This window comes from Bacteroidetes Order II. bacterium, from assembly GCA_016788705.1.
Lineage (GTDB): Bacteria > Bacteroidota > Rhodothermia > Rhodothermales > UBA2364 > UBA2364.
In genome coordinates, this window is sequence record JAEUSQ010000059.1 from 102,617 (window position 1) to 118,121 (window position 15,505).

Consider the following 15,505-nt stretch of genomic DNA (forward strand, 5'->3'; position numbering starts at 1 on the left):
TTGTATTTTTTAGTAAAAATTACTCTTATTTTATCCATCCATACCAATGAACTTGCTTTCCAAGATCATTTTGTTATCACACAACTTCAATCATAAAAGCCAAGTCATGCAAAAACAGTCTGATACCTCCCGAAATTTTTATGTTTGATGGAGCCTTTTGCTCTTGGTGTTTTCTACCGGAATGGCTGCCTCAACAGGCTACCGCCACCATACTATAAAAGCAATAGATACCCACCACACCTACTTGGTTCCCCTCGATACTGTAAAGACACTAATTGTGGAGGGCAAAATCAAGACCATCAAAACGATTGGTCATCATCTCCAAAACGTCAAGCCCGTCCGCATGACATTTACAGACGAAACCTATTTATATCTCTCTAAAGAAGAAGCCTTGAATCAGGGCATCACGCTACCACCAATATCCTCTGATCCCACAACTGGATCGGGAGTGCCTCCCAAGCCAAGAACAAGTCAGAACTTTTGTAGATACACCACCAGAGTTTCCAGGCGGATTAAATGGGTTGAACGGTTACCTTCTAAAACACATCACGTATCCCCATAAGGCGCACGAGGAAGGAATTCAAGATACTGTTTTTATTCAATTTACTATTAATAAAAATGGCTCTATTACAGATACAGAGGTAGTGAAAGGTATTGGTGGAGGATGCGACGAAGAGGGGATTAGGTTGGTAAAAGCCATGCCTAAATGAAAGCCAGGGATGCATCAAGACAAAGTTGTAAAAGTCCGGCATACCATTCAGCTACGGTTTAAGATTCAATACAAAGTAATTAGTTTTTAGGCTCAGATACCGCGCCCTACTTTCCGATAAATGGAAGCTAGGCGGCCATTAAATGGGGTATTTTCTTTCGGAACTTCAGGTGAAGGCTTTCGTGGAAGAAAACCATACTGTTGTATTTTTCTTTTTCCATAAAACCTCATGCCATATGTCACCGAAACGCCTCTTATTTGTGTTTGGATGGTTCTTATTCGCGACCACCGCCCATGCCCAATCTCCCCCAACGCCCAATCCGGAATGGCTATATGGCCGTTGGGAAGTGGTTTCTTATTCTGAACAAGGAACACAAGTAGATAAAAAACAAGACCCTATACCACAAGCCATCCAAGTTTACCAACAGATAAAAACCGAAAGGACCAAACGGTATTATGGATTTGATGCCGAATTGGACGATCTAAGTCGGCGTGCAAGCCGTGCGTTTCGGCGTTGGGTTATGGAGGACAGTACCAGAGAAGTAAGACGTATCATCCATGCGGTCGAAACGCCGTTTGTAGCGGTTTTTTTTCGAGACAGCACCCTTTCCCTGTATAATAAAGACACGGAGGGACACATCAGTAATGCGCGGATTCATCGGTACAAAATGGCCGTCAATAGCCTGCACATGGAACCAGGGCCACAATATCAGCCAAAATGGTTTGTTCAGATACTGAATTTAACCGCCGATAGGATGCGTTTGTTTTTACCTGAAGAAGCTTCTATTGTAGAATTGGTCAAAACAGCCTACATCCTTCCATAACCCAATTTAGCACATTTGCACAAAACGCCTCCTCTTTGCAAACGGGAGGCGTTTTGCTTTGCGGGTCTTACCCAACCTCAAAGGGTTGAACGATACGTGCGACCAAACGGATCAATGGCTTCAACGATAACTTGAACCCCTTTTGCCGGATCAGGCGCATAAAATAAATGGTGTGTCCGGTTGGGTTCCGCCCACGTCCGCCGAGATGGTTTTTGATTGCCCAGCATTTGCTCAACCGCCAAAGGGTCATACCCGAGACGACGCGACATCCGGCCCTTTCGGATACCATCTTCGTACCAAGCGACCTGCCAATCTGGATTCCAATCCCAGACATTGGCCACAAACTCGTCTGGGGCTTTGGGTTCACTTCCCGTTTTGTATAGCCGTAGCTGATGGTCATCTGCTTGTCCGGTAGCTTTGTATCGCCAAGAAACGGACTCGCCATTGACCTCGAAGACCGCATAGCCATTGGGGGTGCCATCCGAACAAATATCACCGCTCCACCATGCACCACAGACCGTCGCGAGAATATGTTCATGTACTCCCCCTTCATAAACATGTTCATGTTCGTGGGTATGCCCAGAAATGACATGTGTTTGATAGGGTTTGAGCAGGCGGTAAATGGCTTCACGGTTGGTCACGCAGTTGGCAATATTAGGCCGAGACTCGCCGTCGCGGGCATATTGTGTAGAAAGGCCCGGAATATGCCAAAAAAGAACCACCGGACGACCTTTTTCTACCAAAGCCAAGTCTTGTTCTAGCCAAGTTAATTGCTCTTGATGGATGTAGCCCAAATAACCGCTTTTTACCCACATCACATCTTCCAAAACCACATAATGCACCGCACCCCGGTTAAAAGAATAATATGTGGGTCCAAAATGACGGGTAAATGTACGGGTAGAGGACTCGTCTGTGAATCCATCAAAATCTAAATCGTGGTTACCCATCACTTGGAAAAAAGGAATCCCTGTTTTTTGAACGCCTGCTTCATAATCTGGATATAGCGATAGATCGTCAAACATGATGTCTCCTACCGAAACACCAAAAGCAGCCGTTCCGGCACGGAGTGTTTGTTGAATGTCGGGCACAGTCTCGTCCAGAAAGCGTGCCGTTTCATATTTATTTTGGGTCTGAACATCGCCCAATGCCAAAAAACGGTGGTTCTCCTGCGGGACCTCTTCCGGTTGTAATACAAAAAGGGCCGTCATCTCCCCTTTCTTATCTGGTTGAATAGCCTGATAAAACCGTGCAGTTCCCGTTGCATTTCGGGGAATTTTATATCCCGCTGGAATGCTGATATAGACAAAGGGCCGATTAGCGGCAGAAACTAAAGTGAAGACCCCTTTCGCATCGGTAACCACCACCGATACCCCATCCGTCACAGCCACATGTGGAATGCCTTTGCCATTACTTTGCACCGCCCCACGAATCCGAACAGGCATATAAGGAGAGAAATTCATCGGAAGTGGCCGATACGGATCGGAAATGATCCACTCTGGAATGGCAAGCGCCGGAATAGCCCATGCACTACTTTGTTTAAGGAAGCGTCTCCGGTTCATAAAGTTTATGGTTTAGGTGAAGGGAATAGTGTTCTAACATACACTAACTTTATGCCATGATCAAGAAACAAAAAGTATTATATTAGTATCAGATTATAACCAACTATTTTAACCATGAAAATTATCTTATACTATCAAATAGCACCTATCTTATTTATGTTCTCCTTTTTTACAGGTGGTTGTGTAAGTACCTATACACTTGGAACGGCTGTTGTCCCACACTTAGAAAAGGCAGGTGATTGGGATCTCATGGTGGACGCGCGAAACCTTCAAATAAGCAGTGCTATAACCAAAGACCTTGCGGTCAATCTACATGCGCATTACAAAAAAGGAATAGTTGATTTTTGGGTACTTGACACTGAACTTGGGGTTAGCAAGCGGTTGGAAACTGCGGTTGGTGCTTATAATATTCCTTTGTCTCCTTCTGTTCGAATGGCGATTTGGGGTGGTGGTGGTTTCGGGGATTTAAAAACCTATTTCTATAGTGATAGAAAGAGGATTTACGATCAACGGGTTCCTTTGCGTCGGCTGTTTGTGCAGCCTAGTTTAACCTATACTTTTACTCCTCCAGTGCATTGGGTAAGGTGGAAAAATTATGGTCTTTTGTCTGATCTAATCGCAAGGGCTACTTTGAGTCTTGAAGTGGCCCAAATTAGGGCAGGAGACGCACAACAAGACTGCGACCCCGTCTTGAACAGTTATTGTACTCCAGTCGAAAAAGGGGGTTCATTTATCCACACCGAGACAGCCTTTACTTTAAAAATAGGCAACAACCGCAGGGGTGTTTTTGGCCAGATCAAGACTTCAGACCGTTTAGGTACAGATCCGTATGAGTATCAAGAGGAACTTACTAAAACGTGGAATCCACTCCTCATTCAAGGGGGACTGTATCTCAACTTTGGCCGTTAGCGACGCCGGTTAATGAGCTGTACGGACAAAATAACAGGGCTTTGCTGACTGCGTTTGGGTTCTAAAAATGCGTTGGTTACGGAGATTCGAATCAGGCTATTCAGATCCACCCCAAACGTCCAACGACCAGAAACAAACGGATGAAATTGCTTGCTGGTCAACCCTAAGTGTCGGTAAAAATCATCCGACCCCAACACAGCAGAAAGCCGAGTTTGTGCAAAAAACTGAAACGTTTTGGAGACAGAAAGCAATAACCCTTGTGCCTCGAAGCCAATGTCTGCATTATAGCCTGGATTTGTAATGGCGGCATTGAGGGCCGGGATATCAAGCCCCACCCGTGGCAGAAAAACGAGAGAAACACGGGCCATCTCGTAGCGCTCGTGGAAAGCACTTTTGGTAACAATCGGCACATAAAGGTACATCATACCATTTCCCCCCCCGCTCAAGAATTGGGCCATGGTGGTTTTGGTAGAGTCTTGTCCTGTATTCACTAATGCCCCAAATCCAATCCGGCCATATCCTAAGGTTTTGCCCAGAAACAGATAATCACTCAGGAATTCGGCAAAAAGCGTGGCGCCGTTTTTAGAAAGTGAAAAAGAAACATTATCCACTGCTGCTCCCGTTTCACCACCAAAATAGTTTTTGGCATCTGGTAACGTGGCCAATACGGCTTTCCGACCCGGTTTTTTGTCTCTTTCCTCCATTTTAGGGCTATCACCTTGTGCTGGATCCTCCAACACATCTTCCAGCAAAGCCTCCTCCTTTTCCAATTCAGGTTTGCTTTTTAAGGCTTGTGGAGCAATTTGGGCACGACAAAGAATGGCCGAAAGGCTTAAGAACAAAATGGTCAGTAACTTCATTTTGGTATAGGTCTGCTTGGCGAAAGTCGGGTGCCCAATAAGAGCCCTTTTCAATTTGCACATAATATAATGCCTTCATGGGTTATCCGTATGGCAAAATCAAAACGGTTAAACGTGGAACGGTTCGGGCCTCTAAGCGTTTTTACTTTTTTAAACAGCAACGTTCTTCAACGACCTCCTTTTCTTCACTCCCAACCATGCCCTTTACAATATGAAAAAATGGATGCTACTTTGGATTTTACCCGCCTTTATACTAATCGCGGCCTACCCCAACGGGCCTGCCAAAGAAGGTGCACAAACAACCAGTGCGCCCTTGCCCGGAGGCAATACCGAATATTCTTGTAACAACTGCCATGCTCAAGGGGCAAATTATGGTGTGCAGGCGGTTATTGAGCTTTTTGAAAGCGGGACTTCTAATCTTGTTACCGAGTATGTACCCGGAACGGCTTATGACGTGAAGATGTCAGCAAGCACCACCACAAACCCTGCTGGATTTGGCTTCCAAATGACAGCCATTAGAAACGACAATTTGGAAAGTGCCGGACAATTTTCTTTGCCGATGAATGCCGCCAGAATAATTGCGCTAAATAACCGGATCTATGTGGAACACACACAAAGACTTGCGAATAGCGTAAAAACATATGCTACCAAATGGCAGGCTCCGCAAATAGGGACCGGAACCGTTACCTTTTATGGCAACGTCCTTGCTGTCAATGGTAATGGGGGAACCAATGGGGATATGACGGCAAAAGCAACTTTAGTGCTAAGGGAAAAATCATTGACGCCCACGGAAAGAGAGACGTCGGCAGACGTATTTGCGCTTCAGGTCTTCCCCAATCCGGTTGCCGCGAACGTGCAGATTTTGAGTGTCCGCCCTGTAGCCCTGCGGGTATTTGACCTTAACGGACGGCAAGTATTTGCTTCAACACAAACCCAATTGGCCGAAATCAACACCCAAAACTGGCCACGTGGCTACTATCTGATTCGTGCTGAAGATGGCCTACATACCACCATCAAACCATTTATAAAGAATTAATTTTTCACACCAATTATACATATTTAAATATGACCAAATCATCTCAAACCCGACGCACCTTTTTAAAGGATTCTTGCAGTGTACTGGTGGCCTTTGGGCTTGCAGCCTATGGCATCAACGTGGCTGGCTGCGATACCACTGAGGAACCCACAGACGGGATTACCATCAGCGGAAAAACCATGAACATAGACCTATCCATTGTATCTGCATTGAATGCCGATAAAGGCTTTCTGATGTCGAGCAGTGCCAAAGCAATTGTCATCAATGATGGTGGAACCTTCCGGGCATTTTCCAATGTTTGTCCGCATGAAGGAAACCCTGTAACCAGTTTCGATGGTAGCCAAATTCGTTGTGTCCATCATGGTTGGACATTCTCCACCACCGGAACAAAAACCGGAGTCGCGCAAAAAAACCTTACCACGCTCGCAATTACCAAAAGCGGCAATATTTTGACCGTCACGCTCTTATGAAAACGTTTATTTTAGTACTCCTTAGTACTTTATTTCCTTCATTTGCTGTTTCACAAGATGCAGATAGTCTGCTCGCTCTTTTAGACAGTAGCCAAGATGCAACCCCGTTACTTCCGGAGCAGATGAGCGTTGCCAAACGCTGGCTTTGGAGTGAAAAAGGGCTTATGCGCAAAACAGGAATCTTTCCACTAACAACCGAAGACCGACAGCGCGAACTTCGCCTCCGCCGCAAAATGCTTAAGACCCATCAGGTGGCCGGATATGCCACCTCTGCACTGATGTTAGGAACCGCCATTGCTGGGCAAAAGGCTTATGACGGAGAATGGAGCGGAAACATCCACAAGAGTATTGAACTGGTAATGGCCACAAGTTATGCAGTAACGGGTGCCTTGTCGTTGCTTTCTCCTCCGCCCTTATTGGTTGAAGGCAAAAAGTTGAGCAACATTAAAGTACACCGAATTTTGGCCTACGTCCACGGAACAGGAATGATTACAAACGGTCTTTTTGGCGAAACAATGCTCCAAACTGGCCGCCGAGACCTCCATCGTGTGGTTGGATATACAACCGCCGGAGCACTTTGGGGCGCAATGATCGTGATGAAGTTCTGACCCCCTAACCTTTTGGTTACCATCTCGTACCTATGAGCAATTTCCACTAAATCCATGACCATGAAAAGTTTTATCCTCTTCTTTTTGCTCTTTTTTCCCTTTGCCTTACAGGCGCAAAACAACCTAAACATCCTTAAAAAGGAGTCCTATATTCAATACACCCTCACCCACCCAATGCATGTGGTTGTGGGAAAAAGTGCCGAGCTTTCAGGGGTATTGCGGTATAATGCCGCCACGAAATCGTTCATCAGCACCGCCATTGCTGCCCCCGTCCGGTCTTTCGACTCTGGAAATGGTAGCCGCGATTCTCACATGCTCGAAGTGGTAGAGGGCCTAAAATTCCCCCGCATCACCTTTACCAGCAATGAAGTTCGTGTAAATGGGGAGAACTTAAACATCAAAGGTAATCTGACGTTTCACGGCGTAACAAAGCCCGTCAGTTTTACGGCTAAAACCTGGACAAAGGACAACAAGGTTTATGTACAGGGAAAAACGGAGGTTAGCCTCACCGCTTTTAATGTAGAGAAGCCCTCATTTATGATGGTGGAAGCAAAAGATGAACTAAAGATTGAATTCCGGGCGGTATTCCAACTGTAAAACCGCCTTCGTATGTCCCAAAAAAGCCCTTGTATGCCTTGTGTGTACAGGGGTTTTTGATTTTCCCACGGATTGTTATCAGATGAAAATACATTGTACGAGAAGCCCTTGGCCCTTCGCAAGCCTTAGCTTATGCTGTAAATACCCCTCTTTTGAAAAAGAAGATTTCAGAATGTCTATGACCCAAGCCCTTATTTTTGATATGGATGGCACGATTGTGGACAATATGGCAGTTCACATCGAAGTATGGCTATCCCTTTTGGCAAGACACGGGGTTACCCAAACCGCCGAAGATTTTCATCATACGTCATCAGGAAAAACAAATCCTGAAATATTACGGTACTATTTAGGGCCTCATCTGAGTGACACAAGCGTTTCGGCATTGGGGGAAGAAAAAGAATTATTATACCGGACAGTCTATAAAGATCGCTTATCAGCCATAACTGGACTTTATGAAATACTGGGAGAAGCTCGCGGCAAGGGCCTTCGCCTCGCGCTGGCTACGTCTGCACCACCCGTTAATGTCTCTTTTGTGCTGAATGGTTTGCACCTAAAAGACACCTTTGACGCCATTGTTACCGCAGAGGATGTTCTCTTGGGCAAACCAAATCCAGAGGCTTTTCTTACCGCTTCCAAGCGATTAAAATGCGATCCGGTGCATTGTGTTGTGTTTGAAGATGCCCCAGTTGGCATTCAAGCAGCGCAACGGGCTGGTATGCGCTGTGTAGTCGTGGCCACCTCGCCAGTCTCGCCCTCCGATGCAGCAGCGCCACATGTCCTCCAAGTAGTTCAGGATTTTACGATGGTGGACCGTCGTTTATTGGACCTTTAGGTTGTGGTGAAAATATCATCCTGCTTTCAGGTGCTGTAGCCAAGCATGAATACCTTCATGTACCAAAGCAGGATGATGGTGATGTACCTCTGGCAACTCTGCCCGCAACAAATGCCCCCAACCACCAGTCGAAACCACACATAACGGAGCAGACAGTTCCCAAGAAACCCGTCGGATCAGGCCAGCAACAGCATCGGCCAGCATAAATACAACGCCAGCTTGTAAACATTCTTGGGTAGATCGTCCAATCGCCCGATCCGGCCACATGGGTTCCACCTGTGGCAATTGCGCTGTTCCGCGTGCCAATGCCCGCAACATCAGTTCCACGCCTGGTGCAATGGCCCCTCCTAAATAGCACCCATCCGGCGAGACCACTTCGTAATTCACCGCTGTTCCGGCATCAATTATGAGCAGGCCTGTCCCCACAGATCCGTATCGCATCCAACCTCCAATTGCTCCTGCCAACCGATCAGCACCCAATGTACGGGGCGTATGGTATGCCATTTGTAATGGTGAGGGCAAGTCAGTTGTCAGATGTAGGGCTTCTTTCCCTGTCCACTTTTTTATTGCCGATTGGAGGGCTGTATCTACTGCTGGGACCACACTCACATAGGCCACATCCAGATGTTCCAGCACGTCGGGTATTAATGGGGCGTGTTTCTGAAACACTTCTGCTTTAATACGTTTGAGATCGGTAGGCAACCGAAAAAGTTCTTCAAACGTATTAGGCCCAAATAAAGCGACTTTCACAGCCGTATTTCCAACATCAAGGGTGAGTAAATTTTCTGACATGCCTTACCTCTTTTTTTCAGTACACCAAGGAGATGCGCGACCTTAACGGGGCATAGACCTTTTGTACAAAATAGGCATCTTACCTCATCGAACAGGATAAGATTCCGAAAAGATGCAGCGGCGATCCCGCCATATGGACGGTCTCACCATATGTAGGCATATTTCAAACCCCAGCAGACCAGAACGTGAAATTATTTTTTGACCTCATGTAACAAAATGGCGTGCTCCTTCGTTACGCATTAATCTGATTTCCTTTCACAAAACCTTAACCGGAGAGCCGTTATGGATGCACGCAAACGACTCCTGATTCTGGCGCTGGGCTTTGGCCTGATGGGTATTGGCGCCTACCAAATCAACCAACAAAAGTCCAAACATTGTCAGGAAAAACGGCGACACTGCCCACGAAGCATTGGTTTTCACTCGGTACATTATTCCACATCAGGTAACACAGATTTCCCTGAATCGGCCTATCAAGCCATGTTTTCCCGTACTTTTGATGTACAGGATGGCCAAAAACTTCAGGTGGATATTCCCATCGGCGACGTCCGAATCGAAACCACCGAACGAAACAAGGCCCATATAGAATTTAAAATGGCATCCCATAATAGCCAAAAAGCCAAAGTTTTTTTTGATCGGCTGATGTTTAATGCCATTCAAGAGGGTTCGCTGGTGCGGGTATTTTCGCAGAAAGACCGTCACTGGAGTACTTGGGAAGACGATCCCAGTGGCAATGCCAATATTCGGGTTGTTCTCCGGATTCCCAAGTCGTTTCACGTTCATGTCAGAACCGGCATTGGCGACATCTCTACACAAGCCCTGGTTGGTGAAGTGCGGCTAAGCAGTGATGCAGGTGATATTTCTACCGAATCCATCAGTGGGAACACCATCGAAATTCAGACAGAAGCCGGAGACATTTCAACAGGGAATTTGACAGGAAACGTTCGGATAGATACCAATGCTGGAGATATTAACTTGGGTATCGTAAAAGCATTTCACCGCTTAGACATTCACAGCGCGGCTGGAAGCATCGAGGCCGACCAACTTCATGCCAATCAAATTTCCATTCGCTCCGAAGCAGGTGATATTGCCGTGCGTGAGGTAAAAGGGACGACTGAAATCAAAACCCAAGCCGGAAACATTTCTATCCAGCACATGTTTGGTAAATTAGAAGCCATTAGCGAAGCTGGCGATGTGGACGTTCGGCTGCATGAATGTAGCGGTGCTTCATTAGACACCGAAACAGGCGATATCGAAATATCGGTTCCTAAGTCATTCGGTGCAATTTTAGACTTAGAAGGTTCGGAAGTGGATATCTCCTCAGAAATTACGGCCCAGCAAAACGATACTGGAACGATCCAAACAGAACTTAATGGCGGTGGTCCATTAATCGAAGCACGAAGTGGTGTTGGTTCTGTTAGTCTGACGGCCTTTGCCCATTAACCCCATTTGCACCCTTTTAAGGTGTGTACGGCCTCAGGCGGAGCCTTGCGCACTTTTGCCTCCGAAAAGTTCGGGGGCTTTTTTGTAACCCCAAAGAGAAGTTACATGAATGATAGCCACTTTTGTTTCGGGCAAAAAGCCAAAAGGATAATTTATTAAGAAATAAAATATCAAACACCTAATTTGTTTAAAAATATGATCGAAGGAAATTTTTTGAACCACGTCCTTGTGAGTCCTAATCAATTTCATACCTATTAAGGTTTACACAAATAGGACAATGTGTGATTTTTATTTATTTTTTTAAGGTTTTAAATCATTTTAATACTTAATTAATTTAGTTAACATGTAGAGAAGAGGAGGCAAGAAAAATTGGAACTATGGACCATCAGGTGGGTTAAGGCGGCCTTTATTTCCTTAACCCACCTGTTCACATAGCTCTTTCGGTGCCGCCCCCCTTTTAAGCAATGCAGATTTGTTCTTCTCCGTTAGCATACCAAGAAGACCATTTTGGGGCTTGATTGGGAATAAAAAAGGGCCGCCAACGCAGCCCGCTGATGTGGTGTTTCCGGCTCTATTTACCCTGTTGCATCAATTCGAAGTACTTCCGAATGAGGCGCTCATAATCGGGAGCATATCCAGTTTCGATGGCGCGGATAAGGTCACGTCGGATTTGTGTGGCGCGGTCTTGGGGTTTTAGCTGCATCGGCGATGATTGGTTGCGTTCTTTGGCACGTTCACTTTGGCGTTTCTCCTCGCGTCCACGGGTATTAAGGGAACGGGTAGCCTCCAAAAGGCGCGATAAAATCTGGTTTTGCCGATAGGTGGTTTGTCGTGTGATGTTACGGTTTTTGAGTTCCCGGATGGTTTCGTCCATATCGTCAGAAACACGTTTCATATCTCCCAAGACTTTCTGATTAAACTCCGGATTCTGCATCATTTGCTCCAATTGCCGTTTAATGGCTTGTTGCTGTTGTGATATTTGGCTGGCACGTTCTTGTTGGCTTTGGCTCATACGGTCGCCCTGCATTTCATTTAGCAACTGCTGTATTTGTTGATTCAACCGTTGTTGTTGGTTAGACATTTGCTGAAGCATATCCATCATTTGTTGCATAGACATAGATCCGGGGCCAGCCTGAGCTTGCATTTGGCTCAGGAGTTCCGAAAGCAAGAGGGCCAGTTCATTGAGATGGGTCATGGCTGCTTTTTGGTTACCAGAAGCCATCCCCACCTGCCGCTCCGTTGCCATACTCACAGCCAAACTCATCTCACCTTGCGCCCGTGTGGCTTCGGTCTGGATTTTGGCATTCATCTTGGGGATGCGTTTAGACAATGTGAGCAACGTATCGGAAACGATTTTCAGGCCGTCGCGCAGTTCTGATTGTTGTTGAGCAATGCGACGTAGGCGGGGATTATCACCTTGCAAGCGACCAGTGGCATTCCGCAAGGATTCTTGTTCCTGCGAAAGGGTAAGCACATCATCCAAAACACGACGCAGGGCCTCTACATTGAGTTGTACTTGTTGCTGTTGTTGTTGCTCTTGCATCGAACGCATTTGCTGGGCCATTTGCATCAGGCGTTGTTTCATTTGTTGTTGTCCCTGCTTAGCCTGCTGCATTTTTTGGTCCTTCATCTGCTCTTTATTCTGCTCCATTTTATTGGAGAGTTTATCCTGCTGGGCTTCTTTGTTCATTTCTTTCATTTCTTCTTTAGGACCATTTTTCATTTCTTGCATGTCCTTGTTCAGCTCGCCCATTTGCGCCTCCATCTCCTTCATTTCTTGCGCATTCCGTTGTTGTTGTTCGGCCATTTGGTTTAGGTCGGCCTGTTCTTTGGCGTCCAGTTTGCCATCTTTCTGCATTTCATTAATTTTCTCGGAGAGTTGTTCTTGTTTGTCGGCCATTTGTTCTGCTTTATTCGCCAATTCGTCCAATTTGGCATTGGCTTTGAGTTGTTTGTACAATTCTTTAAGCCGTTCGAGCCGTTGGCGCATCTGTTGTTCTGCATTTTTATACTCCTGCATGGCCCGTTCCATCTGTTGCGGATTCATCTGACGCATGGCCTCTTGAAGCCTTCGAAGGGCTTCTTGAAGGGCAGGTGTTTTGATTTCTTCGGCAATACGTTCCAGTTCTCTAAACATCTCCAAGGTCTTTTCATTCACCAGATTTTGCTCCTGCATTTGGTCGTTTAGTTCTTGTATCTGGTCTTTCAGTTCTTGGGCGCGGTTTTCCATCTGCTGCTTATTTTCCATTAATCGTTGCAGGTTGCGCTCATCATTCCATTCGGGGGCCTGTTTTTGCCGAAGTTGTTGCTGGAGTTCGTTGAACATCTGGTTCATGTCCGAGGATTCATGTTGCATATTCCGCATTTGATCCTCAATATTGTCAGATTTTTCTTCCAGTTCCTTGTACTGTTGCGTGAGCGATGGAATTCGGAGGGTAAAAATGGCACTACGGGCCGTTTGGTATCCTGCAACGGCATTATTGTCCCAAACTTGTATGTAGTATTCAAGGACATCCCCTTCCCGCAAATCAAGCCCTGTTGCTTCGGGAACTAACCATTCATAGGCCAATTCCTGATCCAATTCTCGGCCTTTAATACCCAGTCCAATACAGCGGCTTTCCGGCATCGTTTGTCCTTCTATGCGTTCGGCCAATCGCCAGCACAACGAGGCTTTAGAAAACCCATAATCGTCCGTTACCCGTGCCACCACCAATTCCCGCTGAGACTCGCTCATGATTTGATTATCCGAGGGTTCCGTAATCACCACACTAGGCGGCGCATCACGCATCGTAGAAATGGCATACGTAATCGTATTTTCATTGGTAATCTGATGTGCATTACGCAATAAAACCTGGTAGTTACCGTCTTTTCGGATATTAAAAGCACCATAAGCCTCCTCTCCATTGATGGTGAGTGGCAGATGTTCACCATCATCGAAAAGTAAATTGGCTTCGGTAATATTGGATTGGTTGAGTTGAAGGCGTATGTTGACCAAAGTGCCCGGTAACCCGACCACATCCCCAACATTATTATCGAGACGTTGACCACCAAGTCCAGAATAAGAGGGAGGATTGATCGAAACATTCAGGCTTCGGACAGCAGGACGTTCTAAAACTTCGATGGTGTACCATGCGCTCTCGATCCCATCGGACACCATGCGATATCGGGTAGTTTGGCGGATATTGGTCAGTTGATGCGTAAAACGGCCCTCTGCATTGGCCGAAAGTGGAATTTTATCTGTGTGCTCTTCGTCTTTCAACCCCATTTCTAAAGTAGCCTGAATGGGCATAACCGTACCATATGTACGCACATTCATGGGAAGAGAAGCCCCTTTCACCACCTTGGTATTACCCGGCTCCACCACAAACCGAAATAAAGCAGGTGGTTCGAAGGTTGTACCCGGCGCAAGAAGGCGTTCTGTTGCCGACAAAAATGATTGCGGTGCCAAGCCAATAAACAAGCCAAACGCCAACAAAGGTACCAACAGCCATTTACTGAAGTGCTTTGGTTGGCTAAAATTTTCCACCTGTTCAAACGGAACAACAGATACTTCGTTGCTCAATCGTTCAACGGCAGCATTTAAAAGCGGATTAGGGGCCTGAGAGTGGCGGCCTGCGGAGAGGTGGAGCAAATTGGTAAGGCGATCAGAAACCTCCGGAAATCGCTCGCCAATACGCTTTGCAACGACTTCTTCGCTTGGGCGCGACACCAATGGCCGAACCAAAAACCAGCCTATACCACCCAGTAGGGAGAGGCAAAACAGGAAAAACAACGCCGAACGGAGCCACGTAGGTAGCCATAACCAAGCTTCTAAACCCGTAAGCAATAGCCAAATACTCCCACCTACGACCACCAGAAAAAGTAGCCCGTAAAAAAAATTTGCCAAAGTTAATCGCCGAGCAGCAACCACCAAGCGCTCGTGAATCCGTTGAACCAGTGAAGCGGTTTGTTCGTGCATACACACTCCGTTACGTCGCTAGAAAAAGGAAATGCTTCTTATGTCGTAAGACGGCCCCATGGGCCATCTGGTAACGACCTGTATCAAAAAACGCGCCAATGGTATCACTTAATTTCCCATAAGCGCCATAATGCAAAGAAAAAACAACACCACCAACATTAAGGTGATCATCAAAAAATGTCTTTTCTGGAATTGCGCCCTAAACATGCCATCTTGGCTCTTAGGGAACCCAGAAATTTCATTGGTGGCCAATACCCAAATCTGTATAAACAAAGCTATCATTAGCGCAGGAAGCCCCAAAAGTCCCAACTTGAGAAACAGCAGAATGGCGGTAAAGCCGATTGCAAGCGAAAGCCAAAAAATCAGGGGCATAAGATAGGGATACAAACCCTCATGGCCCGAATCCTGTACATCCAATGGAGTAAATTCCATACCAACCATTATTTTCTTAATTGGGGTGTAATACAATATTGGCGTGGGTATTTACGAATGGTGGAATGCTAATACCCGAAGACCCACGCATGGTTCCGAGAAAGTTAATCGCTTTCACCTTCCAAATCAACCGGAAAGGCTTTCGTCTGGCTCCATGCCTGTGGCGGTGCACCAAACAGAACCTTTGTTCTTGCCCATGTAGCCTTGAAATATTCGCTCTGTCGGTAACGTGCTAAGTCTTCAGCAGCCTCCCAATGGCTAAACGTGCTGAAGACTTCCGGCAAATCGGCATCTTGCCATAATTCCAGATGACGACATCCGGGCATATTTCGAATGACAGGACAGATTTCCTTAAACAATGCCAGAAAGTCGGGGACGGTTTCTGGACGAAAAGTCATCCGCACAATACGAATCAGCATGGCAATAAGGTATTTAAGGAGTGGATGATGTAATTTATGGCTTGGGGTAAAGTACAACTT

At 46.2% G+C, this 15,505-nt stretch carries 16 protein-coding genes; 10 read left to right on the forward strand and 6 right to left on the reverse strand.

Annotation, left to right across the window (positions count from 1 at the left end; all coding sequences use genetic code 11):
* Positions 1–181: 181 nt before the first annotated feature.
* The 3 genes from JNN12_15555 (at position 182) to JNN12_15565 (ending at position 1,533) form a co-directional block, all read left to right on the forward strand.
* Entirely contained in the window at positions 182–562 is a 381-nt protein-coding gene (locus JNN12_15555; protein ID MBL7979752.1) for a hypothetical protein, read from the forward strand.
* Complete coding sequence (locus JNN12_15560) at positions 522–710, forward strand: TonB family protein (protein MBL7979753.1); 189 nt, start codon at positions 522–524, stop codon at positions 708–710. Before JNN12_15555 ends, JNN12_15560 begins: the two co-directional genes overlap by 41 nt.
* A 235-nt stretch (positions 711–945) precedes the next feature.
* On the forward strand, positions 946–1,533 hold the full coding sequence (locus JNN12_15565) for a hypothetical protein (GenBank protein ID MBL7979754.1): 588 nt from the start codon (positions 946–948) through the stop codon (positions 1,531–1,533).
* A 77-nt stretch (positions 1,534–1,610) separates the two neighbouring features.
* Here JNN12_15565 and JNN12_15570 read toward each other — a convergent pair whose 3' ends face one another.
* Positions 1,611–3,092 carry a calcineurin-like phosphoesterase C-terminal domain-containing protein gene (locus JNN12_15570; protein ID MBL7979755.1) on the reverse strand — a complete coding sequence of 494 codons (1,482 nt, stop codon included), beginning with the start codon at positions 3,090–3,092 and terminating at the stop codon, positions 1,611–1,613.
* A gap of 114 nt (positions 3,093–3,206) precedes the next feature.
* Between JNN12_15570 and JNN12_15575 the strand changes: the two genes are divergently transcribed.
* Positions 3,207–4,001 carry a hypothetical protein gene (locus JNN12_15575; protein ID MBL7979756.1) on the forward strand — a complete coding sequence of 265 codons (795 nt, stop codon included), beginning with the start codon at positions 3,207–3,209 and terminating at the stop codon, positions 3,999–4,001.
* Here JNN12_15575 and JNN12_15580 read toward each other — a convergent pair.
* A complete protein-coding gene (locus JNN12_15580) occupies positions 3,998–4,861 on the reverse strand; it encodes a hypothetical protein (GenBank protein MBL7979757.1) in 864 nt (287 codons plus the stop codon). The two genes, JNN12_15575 and JNN12_15580, sit on opposite strands and share 4 nt — an antisense overlap.
* A 211-nt stretch (positions 4,862–5,072) precedes the next feature.
* On the opposite strand from JNN12_15580, the gene JNN12_15585 reads away from it, so the two are divergent.
* From JNN12_15585 to JNN12_15605, 5 genes are all read left to right on the forward strand, one after another.
* Positions 5,073–5,897: a T9SS type A sorting domain-containing protein gene (locus JNN12_15585; protein MBL7979758.1), complete on the forward strand. Its 825-nt coding sequence runs from the start codon at positions 5,073–5,075 to the stop codon at positions 5,895–5,897.
* 29 nt (positions 5,898–5,926) lie between these two features.
* Positions 5,927–6,367 carry a Rieske (2Fe-2S) protein gene (locus JNN12_15590; protein ID MBL7979759.1) on the forward strand — a complete coding sequence of 147 codons (441 nt, stop codon included), beginning with the start codon at positions 5,927–5,929 and terminating at the stop codon, positions 6,365–6,367.
* Entirely contained in the window at positions 6,364–6,975 is a 612-nt protein-coding gene (locus JNN12_15595; GenBank protein MBL7979760.1) for a hypothetical protein, read from the forward strand. The genes JNN12_15590 and JNN12_15595 overlap by 4 nt, the downstream gene beginning before the upstream one ends.
* Before the next feature lie 54 nt (positions 6,976–7,029).
* Positions 7,030–7,572 carry a YceI family protein gene (locus JNN12_15600; protein ID MBL7979761.1) on the forward strand — a complete coding sequence of 181 codons (543 nt, stop codon included), beginning with the start codon at positions 7,030–7,032 and terminating at the stop codon, positions 7,570–7,572.
* Between the two features lie 172 nt (positions 7,573–7,744).
* On the forward strand, positions 7,745–8,404 hold the full coding sequence (locus JNN12_15605; GenBank protein ID MBL7979762.1) for an HAD family phosphatase: 660 nt from the start codon (positions 7,745–7,747) through the stop codon (positions 8,402–8,404).
* Between the two features lie 15 nt (positions 8,405–8,419).
* On the opposite strand, the gene JNN12_15610 is transcribed toward JNN12_15605, so the two are convergent.
* On the reverse strand, positions 8,420–9,196 hold the full coding sequence (locus JNN12_15610; GenBank protein MBL7979763.1) for a type III pantothenate kinase: 777 nt from the start codon (positions 9,194–9,196) through the stop codon (positions 8,420–8,422).
* Positions 9,197–9,478: 282 nt separating this feature from the next.
* Between JNN12_15610 and JNN12_15615 the strand changes: the two genes are divergently transcribed.
* A complete protein-coding gene (locus JNN12_15615) occupies positions 9,479–10,636 on the forward strand; it encodes a DUF4097 family beta strand repeat protein (GenBank protein MBL7979764.1) in 1,158 nt (385 codons plus the stop codon).
* Positions 10,637–11,207: 571 nt separating this feature from the next.
* On the opposite strand, the gene JNN12_15620 is transcribed toward JNN12_15615, so the two are convergent.
* The 3 genes from JNN12_15620 to JNN12_15630 all read right to left on the reverse strand — a co-directional run bounded on the left by JNN12_15620 (position 11,208) and on the right by JNN12_15630 (position 15,445).
* Entirely contained in the window at positions 11,208–14,594 is a 3,387-nt protein-coding gene (locus tag JNN12_15620; GenBank protein ID MBL7979765.1) for a hypothetical protein, read from the reverse strand.
* Between the two features lie 108 nt (positions 14,595–14,702).
* On the reverse strand, positions 14,703–15,026 hold the full coding sequence (locus JNN12_15625) for a hypothetical protein (protein MBL7979766.1): 324 nt from the start codon (positions 15,024–15,026) through the stop codon (positions 14,703–14,705).
* Positions 15,027–15,130: 104 nt separating this feature from the next.
* The gene (locus JNN12_15630) at positions 15,131–15,445 is read right to left on the reverse strand and encodes an antibiotic biosynthesis monooxygenase (GenBank protein MBL7979767.1); all 315 of its coding nucleotides are present in this window, start codon (positions 15,443–15,445) and stop codon (positions 15,131–15,133) included.
* Positions 15,446–15,505: the final 60 nt, after the last annotated feature.

What these genes read in the sequence shown, in the direction of transcription:
- JNN12_15555 (MBL7979752.1), top strand. Translation starts at nt 182, where the DNA reads ATGGCTGCCTCAACAGGCTACCGCCACCATACTATAAAAGCAATAGAT.
- JNN12_15565 (MBL7979754.1), top strand. Translation starts at nt 946, where the DNA reads ATGTCACCGAAACGCCTCTTATTTGTGTTTGGATGGTTCTTATTCGCG.
- JNN12_15570 (MBL7979755.1), bottom strand. Translation starts at nt 3,092, where the DNA reads ATGAACCGGAGACGCTTCCTTAAACAAAGTAGTGCATGGGCTATTCCG.
- JNN12_15575 (MBL7979756.1), top strand. Translation starts at nt 3,207, where the DNA reads ATGAAAATTATCTTATACTATCAAATAGCACCTATCTTATTTATGTTC.
- JNN12_15580 (MBL7979757.1), bottom strand. Translation starts at nt 4,861, where the DNA reads ATGAAGTTACTGACCATTTTGTTCTTAAGCCTTTCGGCCATTCTTTGT.
- JNN12_15585 (MBL7979758.1), top strand. Translation starts at nt 5,073, where the DNA reads ATGAAAAAATGGATGCTACTTTGGATTTTACCCGCCTTTATACTAATC.
- JNN12_15590 (MBL7979759.1), top strand. Translation starts at nt 5,927, where the DNA reads ATGACCAAATCATCTCAAACCCGACGCACCTTTTTAAAGGATTCTTGC.
- JNN12_15595 (MBL7979760.1), top strand. Translation starts at nt 6,364, where the DNA reads ATGAAAACGTTTATTTTAGTACTCCTTAGTACTTTATTTCCTTCATTT.
- JNN12_15600 (MBL7979761.1), top strand. Translation starts at nt 7,030, where the DNA reads ATGACCATGAAAAGTTTTATCCTCTTCTTTTTGCTCTTTTTTCCCTTT.
- JNN12_15605 (MBL7979762.1), top strand. Translation starts at nt 7,745, where the DNA reads ATGTCTATGACCCAAGCCCTTATTTTTGATATGGATGGCACGATTGTG.
- JNN12_15610 (MBL7979763.1), bottom strand. Translation starts at nt 9,196, where the DNA reads ATGTCAGAAAATTTACTCACCCTTGATGTTGGAAATACGGCTGTGAAA.
- JNN12_15615 (MBL7979764.1), top strand. Translation starts at nt 9,479, where the DNA reads ATGGATGCACGCAAACGACTCCTGATTCTGGCGCTGGGCTTTGGCCTG.
- JNN12_15620 (MBL7979765.1), bottom strand. Translation starts at nt 14,594, where the DNA reads ATGCACGAACAAACCGCTTCACTGGTTCAACGGATTCACGAGCGCTTG.
- JNN12_15625 (MBL7979766.1), bottom strand. Translation starts at nt 15,026, where the DNA reads ATGGAATTTACTCCATTGGATGTACAGGATTCGGGCCATGAGGGTTTG.
- JNN12_15630 (MBL7979767.1), bottom strand. Translation starts at nt 15,445, where the DNA reads ATGCTGATTCGTATTGTGCGGATGACTTTTCGTCCAGAAACCGTCCCC.